The organism is Kitasatospora sp. NPDC004289, assembly GCF_053602875.1.
In genome coordinates this window covers 1-22,262 of sequence record NZ_JBSGEL010000097.1, presented here as the reverse complement: position 1 = coordinate 22,262, position 22,262 = coordinate 1, and the positions used below count along the sequence as shown (strand labels likewise).

Sequence of the window (22,262 nt, the reverse complement as noted above, 5' to 3'; positions counted from 1 at the left end):
TATCTGGCGTTGACTTTTGGCACGCTGTTGAGTTCTCAAGGAACGGTGGCTTCCTTCGGTCCGCCTTCCAGCGGGCCCTCCGGGCGCTTCGTTCGCGTTTCGAGCTTATCAGATGTTTTCCGCTCCGATTTCCCGGAGTTTCGCTTTCCGATTTCGCTCTTCGCCTTTCGGCGCTCCCGAACTCTACCAGAGTTCTTCGGGCCGTTTTTCCTTCCCGATTTCACTCGGAGAAGTTCTTTCGGCCGCTTGGGGCAACCCGGAGAACGTTACGCACCGGGCTGCCCCAAGTCAAACCGAGAGGTCTAGACCTCCACGACCACCGGAACGATCATCGGACGGCGGCGGTAGTTGTCCGCCACCCACTTGCCGATGGTGCGGCGGACCAGCTGCTGGACCTGACGGACCTCCAGGACCCCGTCGCCGGCCGACTTCTCCAGGGCCTCCTGGAGGCGGGCCACCACGGGGGCGAAGGCGCCGTCGTCGATGCCGGAGCCGCGGGCCTGGATGGTCGGGCCGCTCACCATCTTGCCGCTGTTGGAGTCGACCACCACGAAGACCGAGATGAAGCCCTCCTCGCCGAGGATCCGACGGTCCTTCAGCGAGGCCTCGGTGATGTCGCCGACCGACGAGCCGTCGACGTACACGTAGCCGGCCTGGACCTTGCCGACGATCTTGGCGACGCCGTTCTCGAGGTCGACCACGACGCCGTCCTCGGCGATCACGGTGCGGTTCTTCGGGACACCGGTCTTGATGCCGAGGTCGGCGCAGGCGCGCAGGTGGCGCCACTCGCCGTGGACCGGCATCAGGTTCTTCGGCTTGCAGATGTTGAAGAAGTACAGGAGCTCGCCGGCCGAGGCGTGGCCGGAGACGTGCACCTTGGCGTTGCCCTTGTGGACGACGTTGGCGCCCCAGCGGGTCAGGCCGTTGATGACGCGGTAGATCGCGGTCTCGTTCCCCGGGATCAGCGAGGAGGCGAGGATGACGGTGTCGCCCTCGACGATCCGGATCTGGTGGTCGCGGTTGGCCATCCGGGACAGCGCCGCCATCGGCTCGCCCTGGGAGCCGGTGCAGACCAGGACGACGTCCTTGTCCGGCAGGTCGTCCAGGGTCTTCACGTCGACGATCATGTTGCCCGGCACCTTGAGGTAGCCGAGGTCACGGGCGATGCCCATGTTGCGGACCATCGAGCGGCCGACGAAGGCGACCTTGCGCTTGTGCTCGTGCGCGGCGTCCAGCACCTGCTGGATGCGGTGCACGTGGCTGGCGAAGGAGGCCACGATGATGCGCTTCTCCGCGCTGGCGAAGACGTTGCGCAGCGCCGCGGAGATGTCGCGCTCGTGCGGGATGAAGCCGGGGACCTCGGCGTTGGTGGAGTCCACCAGCAGCAGGTCCATGCCCTCCTCGGCCAGCTTGGCGAAGGCCGGGAGGTCGGTGAGGCGGCCGTCCAGCGGGAGCTGGTCCATCTTGAAGTCACCGGTGGCGACGACCATGCCGGCCGGGGTGCGGACGGCGACGGCCAGGGCGTCCGGGATGGAGTGGTTGACGGCGATGAACTCGCAGTCGAAGGGGCCGATCCGCTCGCGGTCGCCCTCCTTGACCTCCAGGACGTACGGGCGGATCCGGTGCTCGGCGAGCTTGGCCTCGATCAGCGCGAGGGTCAGCTTGGAGCCGATCAGCGGGATGTCGGGGTTCTCCCGGAGCAGGTACGGGACGGCACCGATGTGGTCCTCGTGACCGTGCGTCAGGACGATGCCGTCGATCTTGTCGAGGCGGTCCCGGATGGAGCTGAAGTCCGGCAGGATCAGGTCGACGCCGGGCTGCTCGTCCTCGGGGAAGAGCACGCCGCAGTCGATGATCAGCAGCCGGCCCGCGTGCTCCAGCACGGTCATGTTGCGGCCGATCTCGCCGAGGCCGCCGAGCGGGGTGATCCGGATGGCGCCGGGCTTGAGGGCCGGGGGCGTGCCGAGGTCGGGGTGAGGGTGGCTCAAAAGACTCTCCTTACGACGCACGCCACATGCCCCGGGGGTCCTCCCCTGCTGACACGTGGCGTGCGTGCTTCGATGGTTTCCTACTTGCCAGGTCTGATGCCTCGCGCCTTCGGTCCGGTCCAGCGGCAGGCCTCGGGAGGCCCGGCGAGCCGGGGCGCGCACGTCTTGTCGTTTACAGGTGTACCCCGCCGGCGGCGAGATCCTCCTTCAGCCGCGCGATCTCCTCCTCCGTGGCGGAGACCAGCGGCAGGCGGAGCGGCCCGGCCGGGTGGCCCTGCAGGTCGAGCGCGGCCTTGGTGAGGATCACGCCCTGAGTGCGGAACATACCGCTGAACACCGGCAGCAGGCTCTGGTGGATCGCGGTGGCCTTCGCCACGTCGCCTTCGCGGAAGGCGTCGAGCATGGCGCGCAGCTCGCCGGCCACCACGTGGGCGACCACGCTGACGATGCCGACCGCACCGACCGAGAGCAGCGGCAGGTTCAGGATGTCGTCGCCGGAGTACCAGGCGAGGCCGGAGCGGGCGATGGCCCAGGAGGCCTCGCCCAGGTCGCCCTTGGCGTCCTTGTTGGCGACGATCCGGGGGTGCTGGCCGAGGCGGACCAGGGTCTCGGTGCTGATCGCGACGCCGGAGCGGCCGGGGATGTCGTAGAGCATCACGGGCAGTCCGGTGGCATCGGCGATCGCCACGTTGTGCCGGTAGATGCCCTCCTGCGGGGGCTTGTTGTAGTACGGCGTGACCACCAGCAGGCCGTGGGCGCCCGCGGCCTCGGCCTGGCGGGCCAGCTCGACGCTGTGGTGGGTGTCGTTGGTGCCGACCCCGGCGACGACGTGCGCCCGGTCACCGACCGCCTCCACGACGGCGCGGACCAGCTGGGCCTTCTCCGCGTCACTGGTGGTGGGGGACTCGCCGGTGGTGCCGTTGACCACGAGGCCGTCGTTGCCGGAGTCCACCAGGTGGGTGGCGAGGCGCTGGGCGCCGTCGAGGTCGAGCGCGCCGTCGGCGGTGAACGGGGTGACCATCGCGGTCAGGACCCGGCCGAAAGGCGTCTGGGGGGTGGAGGTCGGAGCCATGTGTCCAAAACTACTCGTAGGCACCCCGGGGGTATCCGGAGCGGTCCAGGGTTCGGACAGGTGTGGCGTGGTACTGACGGCCCGTCAGCCGTCCGTTCCGGTCCCGGCATGGGATTCCGGTGCTACTCGCTCGGGGGTTCGAGCAGCACCGGAATCCGTGACCTGAGCCTAGGGAGCGCTCAGAATCACCGCAATCCAGACATGCCGGACATGCCACTCCTATGCCCGTCGGCCCAGGTCAGGGGGCCACGCGGCCGTGCTTCTCGAAGGCCGCATGGGTGAGCGGCATGAGCTCGGCCCACGCCGCCTCCATGCCCTCGGCGACCATCTCGATCTCGCGCTGCGGGAAGGACGGCACGGTGGCGTTCTCCTTCTTGGTCCGCAGCGAGAGGAAGTGCATCAGCGAGCGGGCGTTGCAGGTGGCGTACATCGAGGAGAACAGGCCGACCGGCAGCACGGCCCGGGCCACCTCGCGGGCGACGCCGGCCTCCAGCATCTCCTGGTAGGCGGTGTACGAGGCCCGGTAGGCCTCCTCCATCCGCTCGTTCACCAGGGTCTGCTGCTCGGGCGTGCCGTCCACGAACTCGTACCGGCCCGGGCGGCCCTGCTGGACCAGCTTGCGGTCGGCGCCGGGCACGTAGAAGACCGGCTCCAGGTTGCGGTAGCGGCCGGACTCCTCGTTGTACGACCAGCCGCTGCGGTGCCGGTGGAACTCGCGGAAGACGAAGATCGGCGCGCTGATGAAGAAGGTCATCGAGTTGTGCTCGAAGGGGGTGCCGTGGCGGTCCCGCATCAGGAAGTTGATCAGACCGGCCGACTTCTCCGGGTCCTGGGCCAGTGCCTCCAGCGACTGCTCACCCGCGGTGGAGACCCGGGCGGCCCAGATGACGTCCGAGTCGGCGGCGGCGCTGCGCACCAGCTGCACCGTCACGTCGTCCCGGAACTTCACTTCGCTGCTCAACTCTTGCTCCCATTCGGTTCGTTGCTCCCGTGCAGCTTGATCGCGTGCTGCATGGCCTTGCGGGCCCGTGGCGTGTCACCCGCGTCCGCGTACGCCACCGCCAGGCGGAAGAACACCCGCCAGTCCCCCGGTGCCGCCTCCGCCTCCGCCTTGCGGCGGGCGAACACCTCGTCGGCCGACGCCCGGTCGATCCGCCCCCCGGCGGTGCGGCGCAGCTCGTCCACCGGGAGGCCCCCCTCGGCCTCCAGCTCCTTGGCGAGCCGCTCGCTGGCCTTCCCGAACCGCACGGTCTGGCGCAGGAACCAGACCCCGATCGCCGGGACGACGAAGGCGCAGACGCCGAGGCCGATGCCGAGCGGCTTGCCGGTGGCGATCAGCTGGACGCCCTCGCCCACGCAGATCAGCGAGACCAGCAGCAGCGCCGCCGAGAGCAGGAAGAAGCCGGTGCGGGAGGTCATGCCGTGTTCAGAGCTCCATGAAGTGCTCGAGGCCGAAGGTCAGCCCCGGGTGCTCGGCCACCTTGCGCACGCCGAGCAGGATGCCGGGCATGAAGCAGCTGTGGTGCAGCGAGTCGTGACGGATCGTCAGGGTCTCGCCGGTGTCGCCGAGCAGCACCTCCTGGTGCGCCAGCAGGCCGCGCAGCCGGACCGAGTGCACCGGGACGCCGTCCACGTCGGCGCCGCGGGCGCCGGGCAGGCCGTGGGTGGTCGGGTCGGACTGCCGGGGCAGGCCGGCCTCCTCCCGGGCGGCGGCGATCAGCTGGGCGGTGCGGGCGGCGGTACCGCTGGGGGCGTCCGCCTTGTGGTTGTGGTGCAGCTCGACGACCTCGACGGTCTCGAAGTACTTGGCCGCCTGCTGGGCGAACTTCATCGACAGCACCGCGCCGATGGAGAAGTTCGGGGCGATCAGCACGCCGACCCCGGGGGCCTCGGCCAGCCAGCCGCGCAGGGTGGCCAGCCGCTCCTCGGTCCAGCCGGTGGTGCCGGTGACCACGTGGATGCCGTTGCGGACGCAGTGCTCCAGGTTGGCCATCACCGCGTCGGGGTGGGTGAGTTCGACCACGACCTCGGCGCCCTTGAGCTCCTCCAGCGAGGAGGAGCGGTTGAGCGCGGCGGTCAGCTCCATGTCCGGGGCGGCGGTGACGGCCTTGACCGCCTCCGAGCCGATCCGGCCGGTGGCGCCGATCACGGCGACAGACGTCATGTCAGATGTCCTCTCAGGCCAACGGGATGGTCAGGCGAGCAGGGCGGCGAGCGCGTCGGCCCGCTTCTGGTTGATCGGGCCGATCAGTGCGAGCGAGGGCCGGTGCGCGCCGAGCACGTCCCGGGCCACCGCGTGGACCTCGTCCAGGGTGACGGCGGCGATCCGCTCCAGCATCTCGCTGACCGACAGGTGCTGGCCGTAGCTGATCTCGGCCTTGCCGATCCGGTTCATCAGCGAGCCGGTGTCCTCCATGCCGAGCACGGTGGAGCCGGAGATCTGGCCGATCGCGCGGCGCAGCTCCTCCTCGGTGATGCCCTCGGCGACCACCTTGGCGAGCTCCTCGCGGCAGATCTCCAGCACCTGCTCGACCCGCTTGGGCTGGCAGCCGGCGTAGATGCCGAACAGGCCGCTGTCGGCGTAGGAGGAGGAGTACGAGTAGACCGAGTAGGCCAGCCCGCGCTTCTCCCGGACCTCCTGGAACAGCCGCGAGCTCATCCCGCCGCCGAGCGCGGCGTTGAGCACCCCGAGGGCCCAGCGGCGCTCGTCGTGGCGCGGCACGCCGGGCACGCCCAGCACCAGGTGGGCCTGCTCGGTCGGACGGTTGAGCACCTCGACCTTGCCGGCCGTGCGCAGCGCGCGGACGCCCTTGCGGACCTCGGCGGGGTGGCCGGCCGAGCGGGCCAGGACCGGGGCGAAGGCCTTGCGGACCTGCCGGACCACGGTCGCGTGGTCGAGGTTGCCGGCCGCGGCGACCACCAGCTGCTCGGGCTTGTAGCGGCGGTGGAAGAACCCGGCGATCTGATCGCGGGTCAGGTTGGTGACCGTCTCCTGGGTACCGAGGATCGGGCGGCCCAGCGGGGTGTCGCCGTAGATCACCTTGGCGAACAGGTCGTGCACCACGTCGCCCGGATCGTCCTCGGCCATCGCCATCTCCTCGAGGATGACGCCGCGCTCGGCCTCCACGTCCTCGGGCCGGATCAGCGAGCCGGTGAGCATGTCGCAGACCACGTCGATGGCCAGCGGCAGGTCGGTGTCGAGCACCCGCGCGTAGTAGCAGGTGTTCTCCTTGGCGGTGAACGCGTTCATCTCGCCGCCGACCGCGTCCAGCGCGGCGGAGATCTCCAGCGCGGTGCGGCGGGCGGTGCCCTTGAAGAGCAGGTGCTCCAGGTAGTGGGTGGCGCCGTTCAGCGCCGGGGTCTCGTCCCGGGAGCCGACGCCGACCCAGATGCCGAAGGTCGCGGAGCGGACCGTCGGGAGGGTCTCGGTGACGACCCGCAGACCGCCGGGGAGGACGGTGCGGCGCACGGTGCCGGCGCCGTCCACGCCCTTGAGCAGGGTCCGGGTGGAGCCGGGGCGCTGCTGCGCCGCGCTGGCCTGGGCCACGGGGTGGTACCTCCGTCGGTGTAACGCATGAGACAGGGGCGCGAGGGACTGCGGGTCCGACCGCCGGCACACGAGGTGCCGGGCTGGTCGCGCAGTTCCTCGCGCCCCTGTTGTGGTTGCTCTCGAGTGGTTACTCGGCGGCGGGGGCGGCGTCGCCCTCTTCGCCCTCGACGACCGGGATCAGCGAGAGCTTGCCGCGCGGGTCGATCTCGGCGATCTCGACCTGGACCTTGGCGCCGACGGCCAGCACGTCCTCGACGTTCTCCACGCGCTTGCCACCGGCGAGCTTGCGGATCTGCGAGATGTGCAGCAGGCCGTCCTTGCCCGGCATGAGCGACACGAACGCACCGAAGGTCGTGGTCTTCACCACGGTGCCCAGGTAACGCTCGCCGACCTCCGGCATGGTCGGGTTGGCGATCTGGTTGATCGTGGTGCGGGCGGCCTCGGCGGCCGGACCGTCGCTGGCACCGATGTAGATGGTGCCGTCGTCCTCGATCGTGATCTCGGCGCCGGTGTCCTCCTGGATCTGGTTGATCATCTTGCCCTTGGGGCCGATGACCTCACCGATCTTGTCCACCGGGATCTTGATCGTGATGATGCGCGGGGCGTACTGCGACATCTCGTCCGGAGCGTCGATGGCCTCGTTCATCACGTCGAGGATGTGCAGGCGGGCGTCCTTGGCCTGCTTCAGCGCGGCGGCCAGCACGGAGGCCGGGATGCCGTTGAGCTTGGTGTCCAGCTGCAGCGCGGTGATGAAGTTGCGGGTACCGGCGACCTTGAAGTCCATGTCGCCGAACGCGTCCTCGGCACCGAGGATGTCGGTCAGCGTGACGTAGTGGGTCTCGCCGTCGATCTCCTGCGAGATCAGGCCCATCGCGATGCCGGCCACGGCGGCCTTCAGCGGGACACCCGCGTTCAGCAGCGACATGGTCGAGGCGCAGACCGAGCCCATCGAGGTGGAGCCGTTGGAGCTCAGCGCCTCGGAGACCTGGCGGATCGCGTAGGGGAACTCCTCGCGGGTCGGCAGCACGGGCAGGATCGCCCGCTCGGCCAGCGCGCCGTGGCCGATCTCGCGGCGCTTCGGCGAACCGACGCGGCCGGTCTCGCCGACCGAGTACGGCGGGAAGTTGTAGTTGTGCATGTAGCGGCGACGGGTCTCCGGGGAGAGCGTGTCGAGCTGCTGCTCCATGCGGAGCATGTTCAGCGTGGTGACGCCCAGGATCTGGGTCTCGCCGCGCTCGAACAGGGCGGAGCCGTGCACGCGCGGGATCGCCTCGACCTCGGCGGCCAGCGTACGGATGTCCGTGACGCCGCGGCCGTCGATGCGCACCTTGTCGGTGATGACGCGCTCGCGGACGATCTTCTTGGTCAGCGCGTTGTAGGCGGCGCCGATCTCCTTCTCGCGGCCCTCGAACTCCGGCAGGAGCTTCTCGGCGGCGATGCCCTTGATGCGGTCGATCTCGTTGTTGCGCTCGGTCTTGCCGGCGATGGTGAGCGCCTTGGCCAGCTCGCCCTTGACGGCGGTGGTCAGGGCGGCCAGCACGTCGTCCTGGTAGTCCAGGAAGACCGGGAACTCGCCGGTGGGCTTGGCGGCCTGGGCGGCCAGCTTCGCCTGGGCGGCGCAGAGCACCTTGATGAACGGCTTGGCGGCCTCGAGACCGGCGGCCACGACCTCCTCGGTCGGAGCCTCGGCGCCCTCGCCCACCAGGGTGATGGTCTTGGTGGTGGCCTCGGCCTCGACCATCATGATCGCGACGTCGCCGTCCGGCAGGGTGCGGCCGGCCACGACCATGTCGAAGACGGCGTCCTCGAGCTCGGAGTGGGTCGGGAAGGCCACCCACTGACCCTTGATCAGCGCGACCCGGACGCCACCGATCGGGCCGGAGAACGGCAGGCCCGCGAGCTGGGTGGAGGCCGAGGCGGCGTTGATGGCCACCACGTCGTACAGGTGGTCCGGGTTGAGCGCCATGACGGTGCAGACGACCTGGACCTCGTTGCGCAGGCCCTTGACGAAGGACGGGCGCAGCGGGCGGTCGATCAGGCGGCAGGTGAGGATCGCGTCCTCGGAGGGCCGGCCCTCACGACGGAAGAACGAGCCGGGGATGCGGCCCGCGGCGTACATCCGCTCCTCGACGTCCACCGTCAGCGGGAAGAAGTCGAAGTGCTCCTTCGGCTGCTTGGAGGCGCTGGTGGCCGACAGCACCATGGTGTCGTCGTCCAGGTAGGCCACGGCGGAGCCGGCGGCCTGACGGGCCAGGCGGCCGGTCTCGAAACGGATGGTGCGGGTGCCGAAGCTGCCGTTGTCGATGACGGCCTCGGCGTAGAACACGTTCTCTTCCACCTGGAAGATCTCCTCTTTCGTACGTTCCCGGAGGAGCGTCAGCGCTGCTGTCTGCCGGCGGCCCTGGGCAGTTCGGGCCGGTCTTCGATCGAAGCCTCCGGGGCTTCCCGCGGTGGGGACTCCCGGGGGCCACTACCGAGGACCGGCGCCTCTCGGGCCTGGTCGGCGGTCGCGTCTGGACGCTCCTCCGGATGCGGGCGGCCTCCGTTTGAGGCCCTTCTCCCCGCTGGGTGAGTGCGTTTGTTGCCTGGGTCGGGCCGACGTCGTGTCGGCACCATGACCGGGCATGCCCCTCACTTTACAAATTCACACCCTACCGAGCTCGTCATTAGGACGCGTGCGGTGCGGCGGGGTGCGCCGTTCTCGTTCGGGTATGCAGCGAGGGGCGGCTCCCCGGTGTCGGGGAGCCGCCCCTTGCAGCGGTCTTAGCGGGCGCCGCCGGCGGCACCGCGGCGGATGCCGAGGCGGTCCACCAGGGTACGGAAGCGCTCGATGTCCTTCTTGGCCAGGTACTGGAGAAGGCGGCGGCGCTGGCCGACCAGGATCAGCAGGCCACGACGCGAGTGGTGGTCGTGCTTGTGGAACTTGAGGTGCTCGGTCAGGTCCGAGATCCGGCGGGAGAGCATCGCGACCTGAACCTCGGGAGAGCCGGTGTCGCCCTCCTTCTGGCCGAACTCGGCGAAGATCTGCTTCTTGACGTCAGCGGCGAGAGCCACGGCATCTCCTTCAAGGTTTTCCGAGTGACCCTTGGTAGACGACACAGGGGTCTGACTGAACTCGGACTGACCAAGAGTACCAGCGCCCGCCGCCGCCCCTTGCCGCAGGGGTGACGACGGGCGCGGTGGGGCCTCGTCAGCGGGTCGCGGTCAGCCGGTGGCGCCGCGGATCAGGCCGTAGACGTCGAGGACGGCCAGGGCGAGCGGGACCAGGGCGACCAGCGTCAGGCCGTCGACCATGTCCAGGATGCGGCCCCAGAAGGGGGAGACGCCCAGGCGGGGGACGACCAGGGCGATGCCGGTGAGGATGGCCGCGCCGGCCGCGATGGAGGCGGAGAGCCAGACCGTCCGCAGGTCCACCGAGGAGGACGTGGTGGAGCTGAGGATGAACTGCGGGGTGTGCAGCGAGAGCCCGATGATCAGCAGCGCCAGGCTGATCAGGCCGGCGATGGTGAGGGCGAAGACCTGGCCGGTGTAGCGGAACAGGCGGGCCCGCAGCATGGTGGCGATGCCGATGGCCAGGGCCAGCAGCTCGCCCCACTGCCGGTCGCTGAAGCCGAGCACGGTGCAGGCGCCGATGACGGTGGCGGCGCAGCCGCCGACCAGGCCGACCAGCACCTCGTGGCCGCGGCGGGCCTGGTGGGCGATCCGCTCGTACTGGACGGTCTCGGAGGCGGCGGCCTCCTCGGCGTAGGAGCTGCCGCGGGTGCGGGTCTGGCCGGGGGCGTTGAAGCCGACGGGCAGGCGGGCGAAGCGGGCGGAGAGCGCGGGCAGGAAGCCGACGGCCGCGACGGCCGCGACGCCGGTGACGGCGGCGATGTCGGTGGCGGGGGTGTCGGAGAGCAGGACGGCGGCGAAAGAGGCCAGGGTGCCGGCGGCGGCCAGGAAGGCGGAGGCCACGAAGGCCGAGTCCTTCTCCGGGAGCATGCCGACCAGCAGGACCGAGACCACCAGGACGGCGACGCAGCCGACCAGCAGCTGGAGGCGGCCGGGGCCGTCGCCGACGGTGGCCACCGCGACGATGCCGCTGCCGGCGATCAGCGTGTGCGGCAGGGCGCCGAGGCCGAGTGCGAGGGCGGCGTCGTGGTCCTGGTAGACCCGGGCGCGGACGCCGGCGAAGGCGACCAGCACCACGGCGGTGACGCCGGCCAGGATCCCGGGCAGGCCGTGCATGTCGTGCCGGAGGTCGGCGAACCAGAGCGCGAAGCCGAGCAGGGTGAGCAGCACGCCCGCCCCGATCAGGCCGAAGGAGCGCATCAGCTCCGGGCTCCAGAAGCGGTGGTCGGCGCCGACCGCGCTGGCGATGGCGTCGGCCACGTCGTCGTAGACGGCCGGCGGCAGCGACTCCGCGAACGGACGCAGGCTCAGCAGATCCCCGTCGCGCACCTGTTGGGCGGCCAGCGGGAGCCCGCTGTCCAGCACCGTGCCGTCGCGGCGCACCAGGTGGAAGCCGGTCGGCGCACCGTCCACCTGGGTCTGCCCGGAGAGCCGCAGCACCTCGGGGTAGATGTCCGCGAGCGGAACGTCCTCCGGCAGTGCGACGTCGATCCGGCTGTCCGGCGCCACGACGGTGACCCGGCAGAATCCGGTAGTGGCGTTAGAGCTCACCGGCGCTTCCCCCTGTTGCTGTGTCCGTTGTCAGCTTGGCGCCCGCTCGGGGCCGGTAATTGGCACGACCCGACCAAGAGTTGGCGCGGCGACACCCTACCGTCAGATGGTTCGGGCCGGGATACCTGCCCCCGGACGGAGCGTCAAGCCGGTGCGGAGCAGGCGAGTTACGCCCCCGTGCTCGAACGGTTGACGTGCTCCCAGTAGGGTGGGCCCCTGCGCGAGGCGTACGGGGGGCGATGACGCGCGACCCCGGGGCGCCTGCGATCGGCGGAGCGGGGGCGGCGTCATCACACACGGGGCGCCCTCAATACCCGTACGTGTCCAGTTGCGTGTGCGTGAGGGCTGATGCCAGTGAGTGTGATTACGGTCAAGCGTCCGGCGCGGGCGTATCCGCCGCCGGTACCGGACGAGCCGGTGGAGCTGGTGCCGCCGCCGGAGCTGCCGCGAGCCGGTGGCGAGGACTGGATGATGTCCCTGCTGCCGCTGCTGGGCATGGGCGGTTCGGCGGCCTTCCTCTTCAACGGCCAGGGGCCGATGAAGATGATGGGCGTGCTGATGGTGGCCTCCACCGCCGCGATGGCGGTGGCGCAGGTCGTCAAGGCCCGCAAGGGCGGCAGTGCCGGGACGGCGGACGAGCGCCGCGACTACCTGAAGTACCTGCAGCAGATGCGCCGTCAGGTCCGCCGCACCGCGGACCGGCAGCGCGGCGCGCAGCTGTTCCTGCACCCGGAGCCGGACCAGCTCTGGTCGATCGTCGCCGAGGGCCGCCGGCTCTGGGAGCGGCGGCCGAGCGACCCGGACTTCGCGCAGATCCGGCTCGGCCAGGGCCCTCAGCAGCTGAACACCCCGCTGAAGGCGCCCGAGACCGCTCCGCTGGACGAGCTGGAGCCGCTCTCGGCGGCCGCGATGAAGGACTTCCTGACCGCGCACGGCACCCTGCAGGACCTGCCGCTGGCGGTCTCGCTGCGCGCCTTCTACCACATCACGGTCTGCGGCGACCCGGACACCGTGTACGGCAACGTGCGCGCGATGCTGGCCCAGCTGGCGACCCTGCACTCCCCCGACGACCTGGTCATCGGGGTGGCCGCCGCGCCCGGCGCGGTGGACGAGTGGGAGTGGGCCAAGTGGCTGCCGCACACCCAGCACCGCAAGGAGACCGACGGCGCCGGTTCGCGCCGTCTGATCGCCACCGGGCTGGGCGAGCTGGAGGTGCTGCTGGCCACCGAGCTGAACGGCCGCAAGGGCTTCTCCCGGGACTCCATTCCCTCCGCCGACCAGCCGCACCTGGTGGTCGTGATGGACGGGGCCTCCGTCCCGCACGACTCGGTGCTGGCCGGGGTCGAGGGCGTCGAGAACGTCACCATCATCGAGGTGGTGCCGGGTGACCTGGACGAGCCGAGCGGCCACCTGGTGGTCACCCTGACCAAGGACCGGCTGCTGCTGGAGTCCGCCTCCGGTGCCTCGTACTCGGGCAAGCCGGACACCCTGTCGTCCTGGCAGTCCGAGGCGCTGGCGCGGCAGTTGGCGCCGTTCCGGGTCTCGGCCGGCGGTGACGACGGCGACCCGTCGCTGGTCTCGATGGACTTCACCGAGATGATGGAGACCGGCGACCCGGGCTCCTTCGACCCGGCCCGGCACTGGCGGCCGAAGCCGGTCTCGGAGAAGCTCAAGGTGCCGCTGGGCGTCGGCCAGAACGGCGAGTACGTCTGGCTGGACCTCAAGGAGGCCTCGCTGGCGGGCATGGGCCCGCACGGCATGTGCGTCGGCGCGACCGGTTCCGGCAAGTCCGAGGTGCTCCGCACCATCGTGCTGGCGCTCGCGGTCACGCACTCCTCCGAGGTGCTCAACCTGGTGCTCGCGGACTTCAAGGGCGGTGCGACCTTCGCCGGCATGGCGGAGATGCCGCACACCGCCGCCGTGATCACCAACCTGGAGGGCGAGGCCACCCTGATCGACCGCATGCGCGATGCGATCGAGGGTGAGATGAACCGCCGTCAGGAGCTGCTGCGCTCGGCGGGCAACTACGCGAACATCAACGAGTACGAGCGGGCCCGCGCCGCCGGCGCCCCGCTGGACCCGCTGCCCTCGCTGCTGATGATCATCGATGAGTTCTCCGAACTCCTCACCGCGAAGCCGGACTTCATCGACCTGTTCATCCAGATCGGCCGCATCGGCCGTTCGCTCGGTATGCACATGCTGCTCGCCTCCCAGCGTCTGGAGGAGGGCAAGCTCCGCGGTCTGGACACCTTCCTCTCCTACCGCCTGGGTCTTCGCACCTTCTCGGCCGCCGAGTCGCGGGCCGCGATCGGCGTGCCGGACGCGTACCACCTGCCGCCCATCCCGGGCGTCGGCTACCTCAAGTTCGGCTCCGACGTGATGGAGCGGTTCCGGGCCGCGTACGTGTCCGGCCCGTACCGTCCGCCGGGCCAGCAGGTCGTCTCCGGCGGCCGGGCGGTCACCGCCCAGCCGGTGCTGTTCACCGCCGCCGAGGTCGAGGTGGTCGAGCCGGTGGTCGAGGAGGTCCCGGTCGAGGAGGCCGCCGAGGAGATCGACGACTCGCTGCTGGACACCATGCTCGACGTCTTCGTGCAGCGGATGATCTCCCAGGGCCCGCCGGCCCACCAGGTCTGGCTGCCGCCGCTGGAGACCCCGCCGTCGGTGGACCAGCTGGTGCCGCCGCTCCAGGTCACCTCCGAACGCGGCCTCACCTCGCCGGAGTTCGGCGCGCTCGGCCGTCTGGTGGTGCCGGTCGGCATCGTCGACAAGCCGCGCGACCAGCGCCGCGACGTGCTCTACCAGGACTACTCCGGCGCGGCCGGCCACGGCCTGGTGGTCGGTGGTCCGCGCTCCGGCAAGTCCACCCTGATCCGCACCATGGTGGCGGGCTTCTCCGTCACCCACACCGCGGCCGAGGTGCAGTTCTACATGCTGGACTTCGGCGGTGGCGGCTTCCAGGCCCTGCAGGGCCTGCCGCACGTCGGTGGCGTGGCCGGGCGTCTGGACGTCGAGAAGGTCCGACGCACCGTCAGCGAGGTGCACGGGGTGCTCAACCGGCGCGAGGAGCTGTTCCGCTCGACCGGCATCGACACCATCGCCACCTTCCGCTCCAAGCGGGCCAACGGGCAGCTCCCGGACGAGCAGTTCGGCGACGTCTTCCTGATCATCGACGGCTGGCTGACCTTCAAGCAGGAGTTCGAGGTCCTGGAGCCGGTCATCGCCGACATCGCCCAGCGCGGTCTCGGCTACGGCGTGCACGTGATCGTGACCGCCGCCCGCTACGCCGAGGTCCGGCCGGCCCTCAAGGACCTGCTGCAGAACCGCACCGAGCTGCGCCTCGGTGACGCGATGGAGTCCGAGATCGACCGCAAGGTCGCGCAGAACGTCCCGGCCGGCCAGCCCGGCCGCGGTCTGACCGCGGACAAGCTGCACTTCCTGGCGGGCCTGCCCCGCCTCGACGGCAACAGCACCATCGAGGACCTGGTCGACGGGGTCGCCGACCTGGTCGCCCAGGTGGACGAGGGCTGGACCGGGCAGCGCGCCCCGCAGGTCCGGATGCTGCCCGCGGTGCTCGACGGGAACTCGCTGCCCAAGGGCTTCGAGCACCCCGAGCTGGGCGTCGCCTTCGGTGTGGACGAGGTCGAACTCGCGCCGGTCTTCCTCAACTTCGAGACCGACCCGCTGTTCCTGGTCTTCGGTGCGAGCGAGTCCGGCAAGTCGGCCGTGCTGCGCATGCTGATCAAGCAGATCACCGAGCGGTACACCCCGGAGCAGGCCGGCATCGTGGTCGGCGACTTCCGCCGCTCGCTGCTGGGCGTCGTCCCGCCGGAGTACCTGGTGGAGTACGCGGCCGCCGCCCCGGCGATGTCCTCGATCGTGGAGATGCTGCGCGGCGCCTGCTCGCGGCGCCTCCCGGGCCCGGACATCACCCCGGAGCAGCTGCGCAACCGCAGTTGGTACACCGGCAAGGACATGTTCGTGATCGTGGACGACTACGAGCTGGTCGCCACCTCCTCGGGCAACCCGATGGCGCCGCTGGCCGAGTTCCTCCCGTTCGCCCGGGACATCGGCCTGCGCGTGATCATCGCCCGCAGCGCCGGCGGCGCCGGCCGTTCGCTGTTCGAGCCGGTCATGCAGCGCATGAAGGAGCTCGGCGGCCAGGGCATGCTGCTCTCCGGCGACAAGGCCGAGGGCGCCCTGCTGGGCACCGTCAAGCCGCAGCCGCTGCCCCCGGGCCGCGGTGTGCTGGTGACCCGCCGTCAGTCCGCCGGCCAGACCGTCCAGACGGGCTGGCTGCCGACTCTCTGACAGGTGGTACGACAGAGGGCCGTGGCCCCTCCGGAAGGAGGGGCCACGGCCCTTTGCACGAGCTGTTCCCGGCTACGGCTACATGGCGTCCGGGTCCTCGCGGCGGCGGCGGTCGCGCAGCACCACCGAGCCGCCCGCCAGACCGCCCACCAGCAGGCCGCCCAGGCCCAGCACGTAGGTGGCGGTGCGGGCGTCGCGGTCCGACTGGGTCTCCACCAGGCCGGCCGGCTGGGCCGACAGCGGCTCCTGCGCCAGCATCACCGGCGGGTCGTCCTCCGGGGCCTCGGCCGGCGGCGCGGTGCTGCGCACGGCCTTCACCGGGTCGACCACGCCCCAGCCGACGAACCGGTTGCTGCTCCGCTCGGTGCGCTGGGCGGTCTGCATGATCCGGGCGCGGATCTGACGGGCGGTCCAGTCCTTGTGCCGCTGCTTGAGCAGGGCGGCCACGCCAGCCACGTACGGGGTGGAGAAGCTGGTGCCGTTGTCCACGCACTGGCCGCCCTTGGGGACGGTGGAGAGCATGTCCACCCCGGGGGCGGCGACGTCGACGAACTCGCCGTACTGGGAGAAGCCGGCCCGCTCGTTGTTGCGGTCCGAGGCGCCGACCGCCAGCACGGTCTCGTAGGCGGCGGGGTAGGTGGGGATCTCGTGGCCGTCGTTGCCGGCCGAGGCCACCACGACGATGTTCCGCTGCTCCGCCGCATTGACGGCCGCCTTCAACTCCTCGCTGTGGTCGAAGTCGCCCTTCTCGTTGGTGGCCCGGACGTCCTGCGAGATGTTGATGACGTCGACCCCGCGCCCGATGGCGTCGTTGATCGAGTCGATCAGGGTCTTCACGTCGCCGTTGCCCTGGGCGTCGTTCTGCCGGTAGCTCACGATGGAGGCGCCCGGGGCGATGCCCACGAAGCCGGTGCCCGGCACCTTGCGGGCCGCGATGATGCCGGCCACCTTGGTGCCGTGGCCGACCGGGTCGGTCTTGGCGTTGCCGTCGGGCTTCTTGTTGGCGGACTTGTCGAAGAGGGTGAACAGGCCCTCGTCCACCTTGCCCTGGAGCTGGGGGTTGGTGTCGTCGACGCCGGTGTCGATCACGGCGACCTTCACGCCGGAGCCGTTCAGCTCCACCTTCTTGCCGTTGGCGTCGGGCTTGGCGTCGGAGCCCCAGAGCTGGTCGAGCAGCAGCCGCTGGATCGACCAGGGCGTGCTCTCCACGTTGTTGGAGGGGAAGCTGCACTCGGCCGAGGCCGCGATCCCCAGCGGCGACCAGTGCTCGCCCGTCTGCTCCGCCTGTGCGGGCGTCGCGGCCAGACCGCCGACCACCCCCAGCGCGACGAAGGCGGCAGCAGCCTTGCGGTACCCGACGAACGACACCTGACGTCCCCTCATGCTCCACACCCCGTGCCGTACCCCCGCGGAACGGCCCTTCCCGGGCCGGGCGTCCGTGCCCGGGCCAGGATACGCACCGGGGGCGGGCGCCCGGCCGGGCGCCCGCCCCATCAGTGCCACCGGTGATGACCACCGCGCCGTCCACGTGGGACGGCGGCACGGTCAGCCCCAGATGCCGACGTTCTTCTGCTCGGTCGCCTGGTAGCTCTGGGCCGCGTTGTCCAGCGAGACCGAGATCTGCTGCAGCGCCTGCTGGAGGTCCGCCGCGCTCTGGTCCCACTGGAGCTGCCGGGCCTGGTAGCCCTCCTGGGCCGCACCCTGCCACGAGACGGCGATCTTCTGCACGCCGGCCTTCAGGTCGTCCAGCTGCGACTGGATGCGCGCGGCACCCTGCTTGACCTCGCTGCTGGCGTTCCGGATGGTCTCAAAACTGACGAGAATGTGGTCGCCCATGGTTTCCCCTGTTCCGATGGAGTCGATTCGGCCCGCATCCGGCGGACCGCGAGTGCTGTCTTCGGCTTCGCCGAGAGACTCAGAAACCGCCGCCGGTGTTCATCGCGGCGCGCTGCTCCTCTTCCGTGGCGGTGTAGGCCTGCGTGGTGGCCACGATCGCCTGACGGATCTCGTCGAGCACCTGGTTCAGCTTGGTGGCGTCCTCGTTGAACCGGGTCTGGAGCTGCTGGTAGGCAGCAGCAGCCTGGCCCTGCCAGCCCGCCTTGATCTCGTCGACCAGCGTGTTCAGGCGCTGGATCTCACCCTGGACGGACGAGTTCACCTCCTGAATGCGGTTGGCAAACGCGTTCATTTCGTCAGCGGTCGTCGTGAACTGACCAGCCATGATCCACCGTCCCCCATGAGACAGACTTCCCCACGGACCGTACTGGCACGGACGGTCCGCCGGACATCACGGTGTGATGTCCTCCAGCACTGTAGCCGCCGCCCGCAAGGGTCCCAACATCGGGAGCCAGGTAGTTACCAAGCCATGACACACGCCCTGGGCAGGCGAACTGAGCGGGCGTCAGGCGATCTGCGCCTGCAGTGCGGCCGCCGTGTTCAGCACCGGTCCTGCGGGCACCAACTTGGCCCACACCGACGGCACCGGCACCGGGGTCACCTTCTCGTAACCGAGCCTGGCCTGGGCCTCGTTGCTCTTCTCCTGCCCCGTCTGCTGCCCCTGCGCGCTCTGTTCGGTGCCCGACTGGGCAGTCTTCCCGCCGTCGTTGTTGCTGGGCACCGAGTAGCGCAGACCGGTCTCGGTGATCAGGAAGTTGGAGCCCGAGGTGTCGTCGCCGGAGGAGTCCAGGGAGCGGAACAGCAGGCCGTGGCCGGGCGAGACCCGGGCGCTGGCCGCGCCGGAGGAGATCGTCGCCGGGTAGTCCTTGGCGGCCCAGACGCTGCGCTTGATGGTCTGTCCGTCCATGCCCTCGTAGGTGCTGCAGAGCGTGCGGCGGTCCTTGTCGAAGTTGACCGCCTGGTCCTGCGGCAGCTCGTCCGGCAGGTCCTTGTCGTCCTGCAGCGCCTTCTCCTCGATCATGCCCTTCACCTGGGCGAAGTCGTTCGGAGAGAGCTCGGCGAACTTGGGCGTGCTTCCGCCGTAGAGCGCCCGCAGTTCGAGGTCGTTGACCATCAGCCGGGACTGGAAGGGGGAGATCTCGTAGAGCTTGTCGTAACCCACCATGAAGAAACTGCGGTTCTGGAAGGAGACCAGCCGGCCGACCTTCCGGTCCTCCGCGTTGCTGAGCGGGAGTTGGGAGCGCTGGTTCTTCTTGGTGTCGAACTCGTCGGGGCGCTTGAACTCCACCGCCCCGCCCTTGTCCAGGGTGTCCAGCCACTCCTGGGTCACCTGCTGCGGGTCGGCGTTGGAGCCGAACAGGCCGTCCTCCATCGCCGAGCGCTGCTGCGCGGTGGCCGAGGGACCGCCCAGGAAGTGCAGGGAACCCTTGTTGTCCACCAGGTACTTGGAGCCCGGGTAGGTGCCCTGCTTGGGCCCCTGGACGTACATCATCTGCCCCGGCCCGAGCATCCGGGCCGGGTCGCGCAGCGCGGCCGCGTCCTTGTCGGCGGCGACGAAGACGGCCTGGTTCGGCGGCTTCTTCTCGTCCGCGCCGGGGCGGTTGCAGACCGTCCAGAGCTTGGTCTGGCCGGCCACCGAGTCCAGCGGAAGCTTGTCCGGGGCATACGGGATCCCGATGGTCGGGCCGTGGTTCTTGTACGCGTCCAGCACCTTGTCCGCCACGATCACGACCTTGGCGCCGGCCGGCAGGACCAGGCGCGCCGAGGACATGTTGAGGACCTGGTGGAGTTCCTTCTCCTTGGTCTTCTGGTTCGGCAGGATCACGTAGCGGGTGGTGGACTGCTTGCCCTGGATGATGTTGGCCCCGCTGTCCCAGTCCTTCGGCGCGGCGGGCTTGATCACTCCCCACATGCCGAAGCCGGCCACGATCACCGCGGCCACCACCACACTGGGCAGGATCGCCTTCACCGGACGCGGCGCGTCCTCGTCGTTCCCCCCGCCGCTGGGCAGCAGGAAGGCCCCCACCGTCCGCTTGCGCGCCGAGGTGTAGGCGTTCAGCTCGTCGCGGCGTGATGCCATGCTCGTCGTCTCCCCTGTTCGACCGAATTGCCAGTCCGACAACTGTGTGTGCGTCAGCACGACCGGCCCGCACGCGCGTTCCCCGTCGCGGGCCACGGCGGCTGAGTCTGCCACCCGCCGGGCACACGTCGCAGCCAACCCTCTACGATGCGGCAGCAGACGGTGAGTACGGTACGGGTACGGTTTGCCGACCGGTCAACCGGGCCGTGGATTATCTGATTCAGAGAGGGCCACTCGGGGGATGCCAAGTCAGACCGCTCCAGGGCGACGCAGCACAGGGCACGGCAGGGGAAGCGGCGGGAGCCGCCGCGCGCAGTCCGGGCCCGCCCGGGCCACCGCTCCGGTTCCGGTCAAGGTGCACCCGCGGCCGGGCCTGCTCGGCACCCGCCTCAGGCTCCAGCAAATCGTGCTGCTGGAGGTCGCGTTGGCCTTGGTGGCGGTCGGCTGGACCATCAGCAAGGCGATGGCCGGGGCGTTCGCCGTCCCGGCGCTGCTGCTGGTGGTGCTCGCGCTGCTGCCGCTCAACGGCCGCGGCCTGCCCGAGGGCCTGCGGGTCCGCGCCGAGCTCAACGCCCGCCGCCGCCAGGCCCAGCAGAACGTGCCGCCGCCCGGCACCGACCCTGCGCTGGCCCCGGCCCTGGAGCTCGAACCGGCGCTGCGCACCTACACCCACGCGATCGAGGCCGACCTCGGCGGCGGCCGCCCCGTCCGCCGGGAGACCGGCATGGTGGGCGACGGCACCTTCCTCACCTCGATCCTGCTGGTGCAGGCCAAGGACCAGCCGCTGCGGCCGCACCGCAACGCGCTGCCGCTCCCGCTGGACGTGCTCTGCTCGGCCCTGCAGGTGGACGACATCGCCCTGGAGTCGGTGCAGTTGGTGCAGCACACCCAGCCGGCCCCGGCCCCGCACCTGCCCGACCAGTCGCTGGCGGCCCGCGCCTACCACCAGCTCCCGGACGGCGTCGCCACCCCGGGCCTGCGGCTCACCTGGGTCGCCCTCAAGCTCAGCCCGGAGCACACCCGCACCGCCGTCGAGGCCCGCGGCGGCGGCGAGGAGGGCGCCCGCAAGGCGCTCCAGCGCGTCACCGACCAGCTGGCCGGACGCCTCAACGGGGCCGGCTTCACCGCCACCGTGCTGGACGAGCGCGAGCTGATCGCCGCGCTGGCCATCTCGGTCTGCGCCAACCCGATCGCGGTGGCGGGCCGTCAGGGCACCGGCGGCGGTGGCGGCAACGGCCGCCGCACCCAGGAGAGCCGCAAGTTCTGGCGGGTGGACGACCGCTGGCACGCCACCTTCTGGGTCGCCAAGTGGCCCCAGCTCAGCCGCCCCGGCGGCGCCCCCGGCCGGATCGCCGCCCCCGACCTGGTCAACCTGGTCACCAACACCCCGGCGCTGGCCAGCACCTTCAGCCTGACCGCCAGCCGCGGCACCGGCGACTCGATCGCGGTCAGCGCGCACGTGCGCGTCACCGGCCGCAGCGAGAGCGAGGTCACCCAGGTCGGCCGGATGGTGGAGTCGCGCGCCCAGAGCTCCGGGATCGGCCTGACCCGGCTCGACCTGGAGCAGGCGCCCGGCCTGCTCGCCACGCTGCCCCTGGGAGGGACTTCCTGATGGCCTATCAGACCTATCCCGGCCAGACCGCGCCCGAGCCCACCGCCCGCGCCCCCCGACTGCGCCCCGGCTTCGGCCTGCGCGGACCGCGCCGCGAGCGCCACGTGCTGGCCGCCGAGGACCTGGCCGCGCTGGCCTTCCCGGTCGGCGACGACGGCGTGCTGGTCGGCGTGGACCCGCAGAACCAGCCCGCCGTGATCGGCCTGTTCCGCCCCAGCCAGTACGAGTTGGTGCTGGTCGGCGGCATGTGGACGGCCCAGGTGATCGCCCTCCGGGCGGCCGCCACCGGCGCCCGGGTCGCGGTCGAGACCGCCCGTCCGCAGGCCTGGTCCCCGATGGCCCAGGCGGCCGGCGGCGGCCAGCCGTGCGTGACGATCCACCAGGTCGGCCGGCTCGGCGCCCAGGGCGCCTCGGTCGCCTCGCCGGTGCTGGTGGTGCGCGACCTCGGTGCCCGCCCGCCGCGCAGCCGGCTCTCCGCCTCGCCCTGGCAGACCACCCTGACCCTGCTCCCCTACCTCGGCCCGAACGCCTCACGGGTGATCAACTCGGCCGATCTGGTGGGCATCCAGCGGGTCTCCCCGCAGGAGGCGGAGATCCTCGCCCGGCTGCTCTCGCTCGGCGACCAGGAGGTCGCCGCGCTGCCCACCCTGGGCGACAACATCACGCTCTGGGCGACCCGGATGCGGCGTCAGTTCGTGATGACCAACCCGGGCGAGGCCGAGGCACAGGTGCTCGGCGGCCCGCGCCGGATGGACTGACGGCGGACCGGCGAGAAGGTCCGTACACCGTGGGCACGGTGTACGGACCTCTCCATTCGTCCACGATGGTGTGAGTTCCGGCACCGCCTTAGGCCAACCGGACCACACGTCCTAGTCTTGTGCCTACGGCACCGCGAACAGCGGCGGCGAACACGAGGGAGCCCAAGTGAGCAGCGATCGGGACGGCGTCTACGTCGGCGACAACGCGGCGGAGGACGACGACGACTGGTCGGACGTTCCTGACTACTCCCCGCCCTCCTGGTACACCCAGGGCGACCCGGCGGCAGCGCCCGCCGCCGCCCAGCCTCCCGCGCCCGCTCCGGCGCCCGTCCCGGC

General features: G+C 70.8%; 16 protein-coding genes. 3 read left to right on the top strand and 13 right to left on the bottom strand.

Annotated features, from left to right (window positions below; genetic code table 11):
- Positions 1-302 precede the first annotated feature (302 nt).
- The 9 genes from ACWEPF_RS36340 to eccD form a co-directional block, all read right to left on the bottom strand.
- A complete protein-coding gene (locus ACWEPF_RS36340) occupies positions 303-1,988 on the bottom strand; it encodes a ribonuclease J (RefSeq protein ID WP_345288781.1) in 1,686 nt (561 codons plus the stop codon).
- Positions 1,989-2,160: 172 nt separating this feature from the next.
- Positions 2,161-3,060 (bottom strand): 4-hydroxy-tetrahydrodipicolinate synthase, encoded by a 900-nt coding sequence (gene dapA, locus ACWEPF_RS36335; RefSeq protein ID WP_449798425.1) that lies wholly within the window; start codon positions 3,058-3,060, stop codon positions 2,161-2,163.
- A 238-nt stretch (positions 3,061-3,298) separates the two neighbouring features.
- Positions 3,299-4,021 (bottom strand): FAD-dependent thymidylate synthase, encoded by a 723-nt coding sequence (gene thyX, locus ACWEPF_RS36330; RefSeq protein ID WP_452175965.1) that lies wholly within the window; start codon positions 4,019-4,021, stop codon positions 3,299-3,301.
- Positions 4,018-4,479 carry a hypothetical protein gene (locus ACWEPF_RS36325; protein ID WP_452175964.1) on the bottom strand — a complete coding sequence of 154 codons (462 nt, stop codon included), beginning with the start codon at positions 4,477-4,479 and terminating at the stop codon, positions 4,018-4,020. Before ACWEPF_RS36325 ends, thyX begins: the two co-directional genes overlap by 4 nt.
- A 7-nt stretch (positions 4,480-4,486) precedes the next feature.
- Positions 4,487-5,224, bottom strand: a complete 738-nt coding sequence (gene dapB / locus ACWEPF_RS36320; protein WP_452175963.1) for a 4-hydroxy-tetrahydrodipicolinate reductase — start codon at positions 5,222-5,224, stop codon at positions 4,487-4,489.
- Positions 5,225-5,254: 30 nt separating this feature from the next.
- Positions 5,255-6,607 carry a M16 family metallopeptidase gene (locus ACWEPF_RS36315; protein WP_345288775.1) on the bottom strand — a complete coding sequence of 451 codons (1,353 nt, stop codon included), beginning with the start codon at positions 6,605-6,607 and terminating at the stop codon, positions 5,255-5,257.
- Positions 6,608-6,737: 130 nt separating this feature from the next.
- A complete protein-coding gene (locus ACWEPF_RS36310; protein ID WP_345288774.1) occupies positions 6,738-8,948 on the bottom strand; it encodes a polyribonucleotide nucleotidyltransferase in 2,211 nt (736 codons plus the stop codon).
- 425 nt (positions 8,949-9,373) lie between these two features.
- Positions 9,374-9,664 (bottom strand): 30S ribosomal protein S15, encoded by a 291-nt coding sequence (rpsO, locus tag ACWEPF_RS36305; RefSeq protein ID WP_345288773.1) that lies wholly within the window; start codon positions 9,662-9,664, stop codon positions 9,374-9,376.
- A 150-nt stretch (positions 9,665-9,814) separates the two neighbouring features.
- On the bottom strand, positions 9,815-11,272 hold the full coding sequence (gene eccD / locus ACWEPF_RS36300) for a type VII secretion integral membrane protein EccD (RefSeq protein WP_452175962.1): 1,458 nt from the start codon (positions 11,270-11,272) through the stop codon (positions 9,815-9,817).
- A 354-nt stretch (positions 11,273-11,626) separates the two neighbouring features.
- Here eccD and eccCa point away from each other — a divergent pair, with 354 nt between their 5' ends.
- Complete coding sequence (gene eccCa, locus ACWEPF_RS36295; RefSeq protein WP_452175961.1) at positions 11,627-15,580, top strand: type VII secretion protein EccCa; 3,954 nt, start codon at positions 11,627-11,629, stop codon at positions 15,578-15,580.
- 78 nt (positions 15,581-15,658) lie between these two features.
- On the opposite strand, the gene mycP is transcribed toward eccCa, so the two are convergent.
- From mycP to ACWEPF_RS36275, 4 genes are all read right to left on the bottom strand, one after another.
- A complete protein-coding gene (gene mycP, locus ACWEPF_RS36290) occupies positions 15,659-16,963 on the bottom strand; it encodes a type VII secretion-associated serine protease mycosin (RefSeq protein WP_452175960.1) in 1,305 nt (434 codons plus the stop codon).
- Positions 16,964-17,125: 162 nt separating this feature from the next.
- Entirely contained in the window at positions 17,126-17,416 is a 291-nt protein-coding gene (locus tag ACWEPF_RS36285; protein WP_452175959.1) for a WXG100 family type VII secretion target, read from the bottom strand.
- Positions 17,417-17,495: 79 nt separating this feature from the next.
- Positions 17,496-17,801, bottom strand: coding sequence for a WXG100 family type VII secretion target (locus ACWEPF_RS36280; RefSeq protein ID WP_380149482.1), 306 nt, complete (start codon positions 17,799-17,801; stop codon positions 17,496-17,498).
- Positions 17,802-17,981: 180 nt separating this feature from the next.
- The gene (locus ACWEPF_RS36275) at positions 17,982-19,556 is read right to left on the bottom strand and encodes a type VII secretion protein EccB (RefSeq protein ID WP_452175958.1); all 1,575 of its coding nucleotides are present in this window, start codon (positions 19,554-19,556) and stop codon (positions 17,982-17,984) included.
- A 355-nt stretch (positions 19,557-19,911) separates the two neighbouring features.
- On the opposite strand from ACWEPF_RS36275, the gene eccE reads away from it, so the two are divergent.
- Both eccE and ACWEPF_RS36265 read left to right on the top strand, forming a co-directional pair.
- Entirely contained in the window at positions 19,912-21,168 is a 1,257-nt protein-coding gene (gene eccE / locus ACWEPF_RS36270; RefSeq protein WP_452175957.1) for a type VII secretion protein EccE, read from the top strand.
- Positions 21,168-21,926: a hypothetical protein gene (locus ACWEPF_RS36265; protein WP_345285675.1), complete on the top strand. Its 759-nt coding sequence runs from the start codon at positions 21,168-21,170 to the stop codon at positions 21,924-21,926. The genes eccE and ACWEPF_RS36265 overlap by 1 nt, the downstream gene beginning before the upstream one ends.
- The last annotated feature ends 336 nt before the right edge of the window (positions 21,927-22,262 follow it).

Excerpts from the sequence above, each read along its gene's own strand:
- dapA (WP_449798425.1), bottom strand. The coding sequence starts at position 3,060 with ATGGCTCCGACCTCCACCCCCCAGACGCCTTTCGGCCGGGTCCTGACC.
- ACWEPF_RS36325 (WP_452175964.1), bottom strand. The coding sequence starts at position 4,479 with ATGACCTCCCGCACCGGCTTCTTCCTGCTCTCGGCGGCGCTGCTGCTG.
- dapB (WP_452175963.1), bottom strand. The coding sequence starts at position 5,224 with ATGACGTCTGTCGCCGTGATCGGCGCCACCGGCCGGATCGGCTCGGAG.
- mycP (WP_452175960.1), bottom strand. The coding sequence starts at position 16,963 with ATGAGGGGACGTCAGGTGTCGTTCGTCGGGTACCGCAAGGCTGCTGCC.
- ACWEPF_RS36285 (WP_452175959.1), bottom strand. The coding sequence starts at position 17,416 with ATGGGCGACCACATTCTCGTCAGTTTTGAGACCATCCGGAACGCCAGC.
- ACWEPF_RS36280 (WP_380149482.1), bottom strand. The coding sequence starts at position 17,801 with ATGGCTGGTCAGTTCACGACGACCGCTGACGAAATGAACGCGTTTGCC.
- ACWEPF_RS36275 (WP_452175958.1), bottom strand. The coding sequence starts at position 19,556 with ATGGCATCACGCCGCGACGAGCTGAACGCCTACACCTCGGCGCGCAAG.
- ACWEPF_RS36265 (WP_345285675.1), top strand. The coding sequence starts at position 21,168 with ATGGCCTATCAGACCTATCCCGGCCAGACCGCGCCCGAGCCCACCGCC.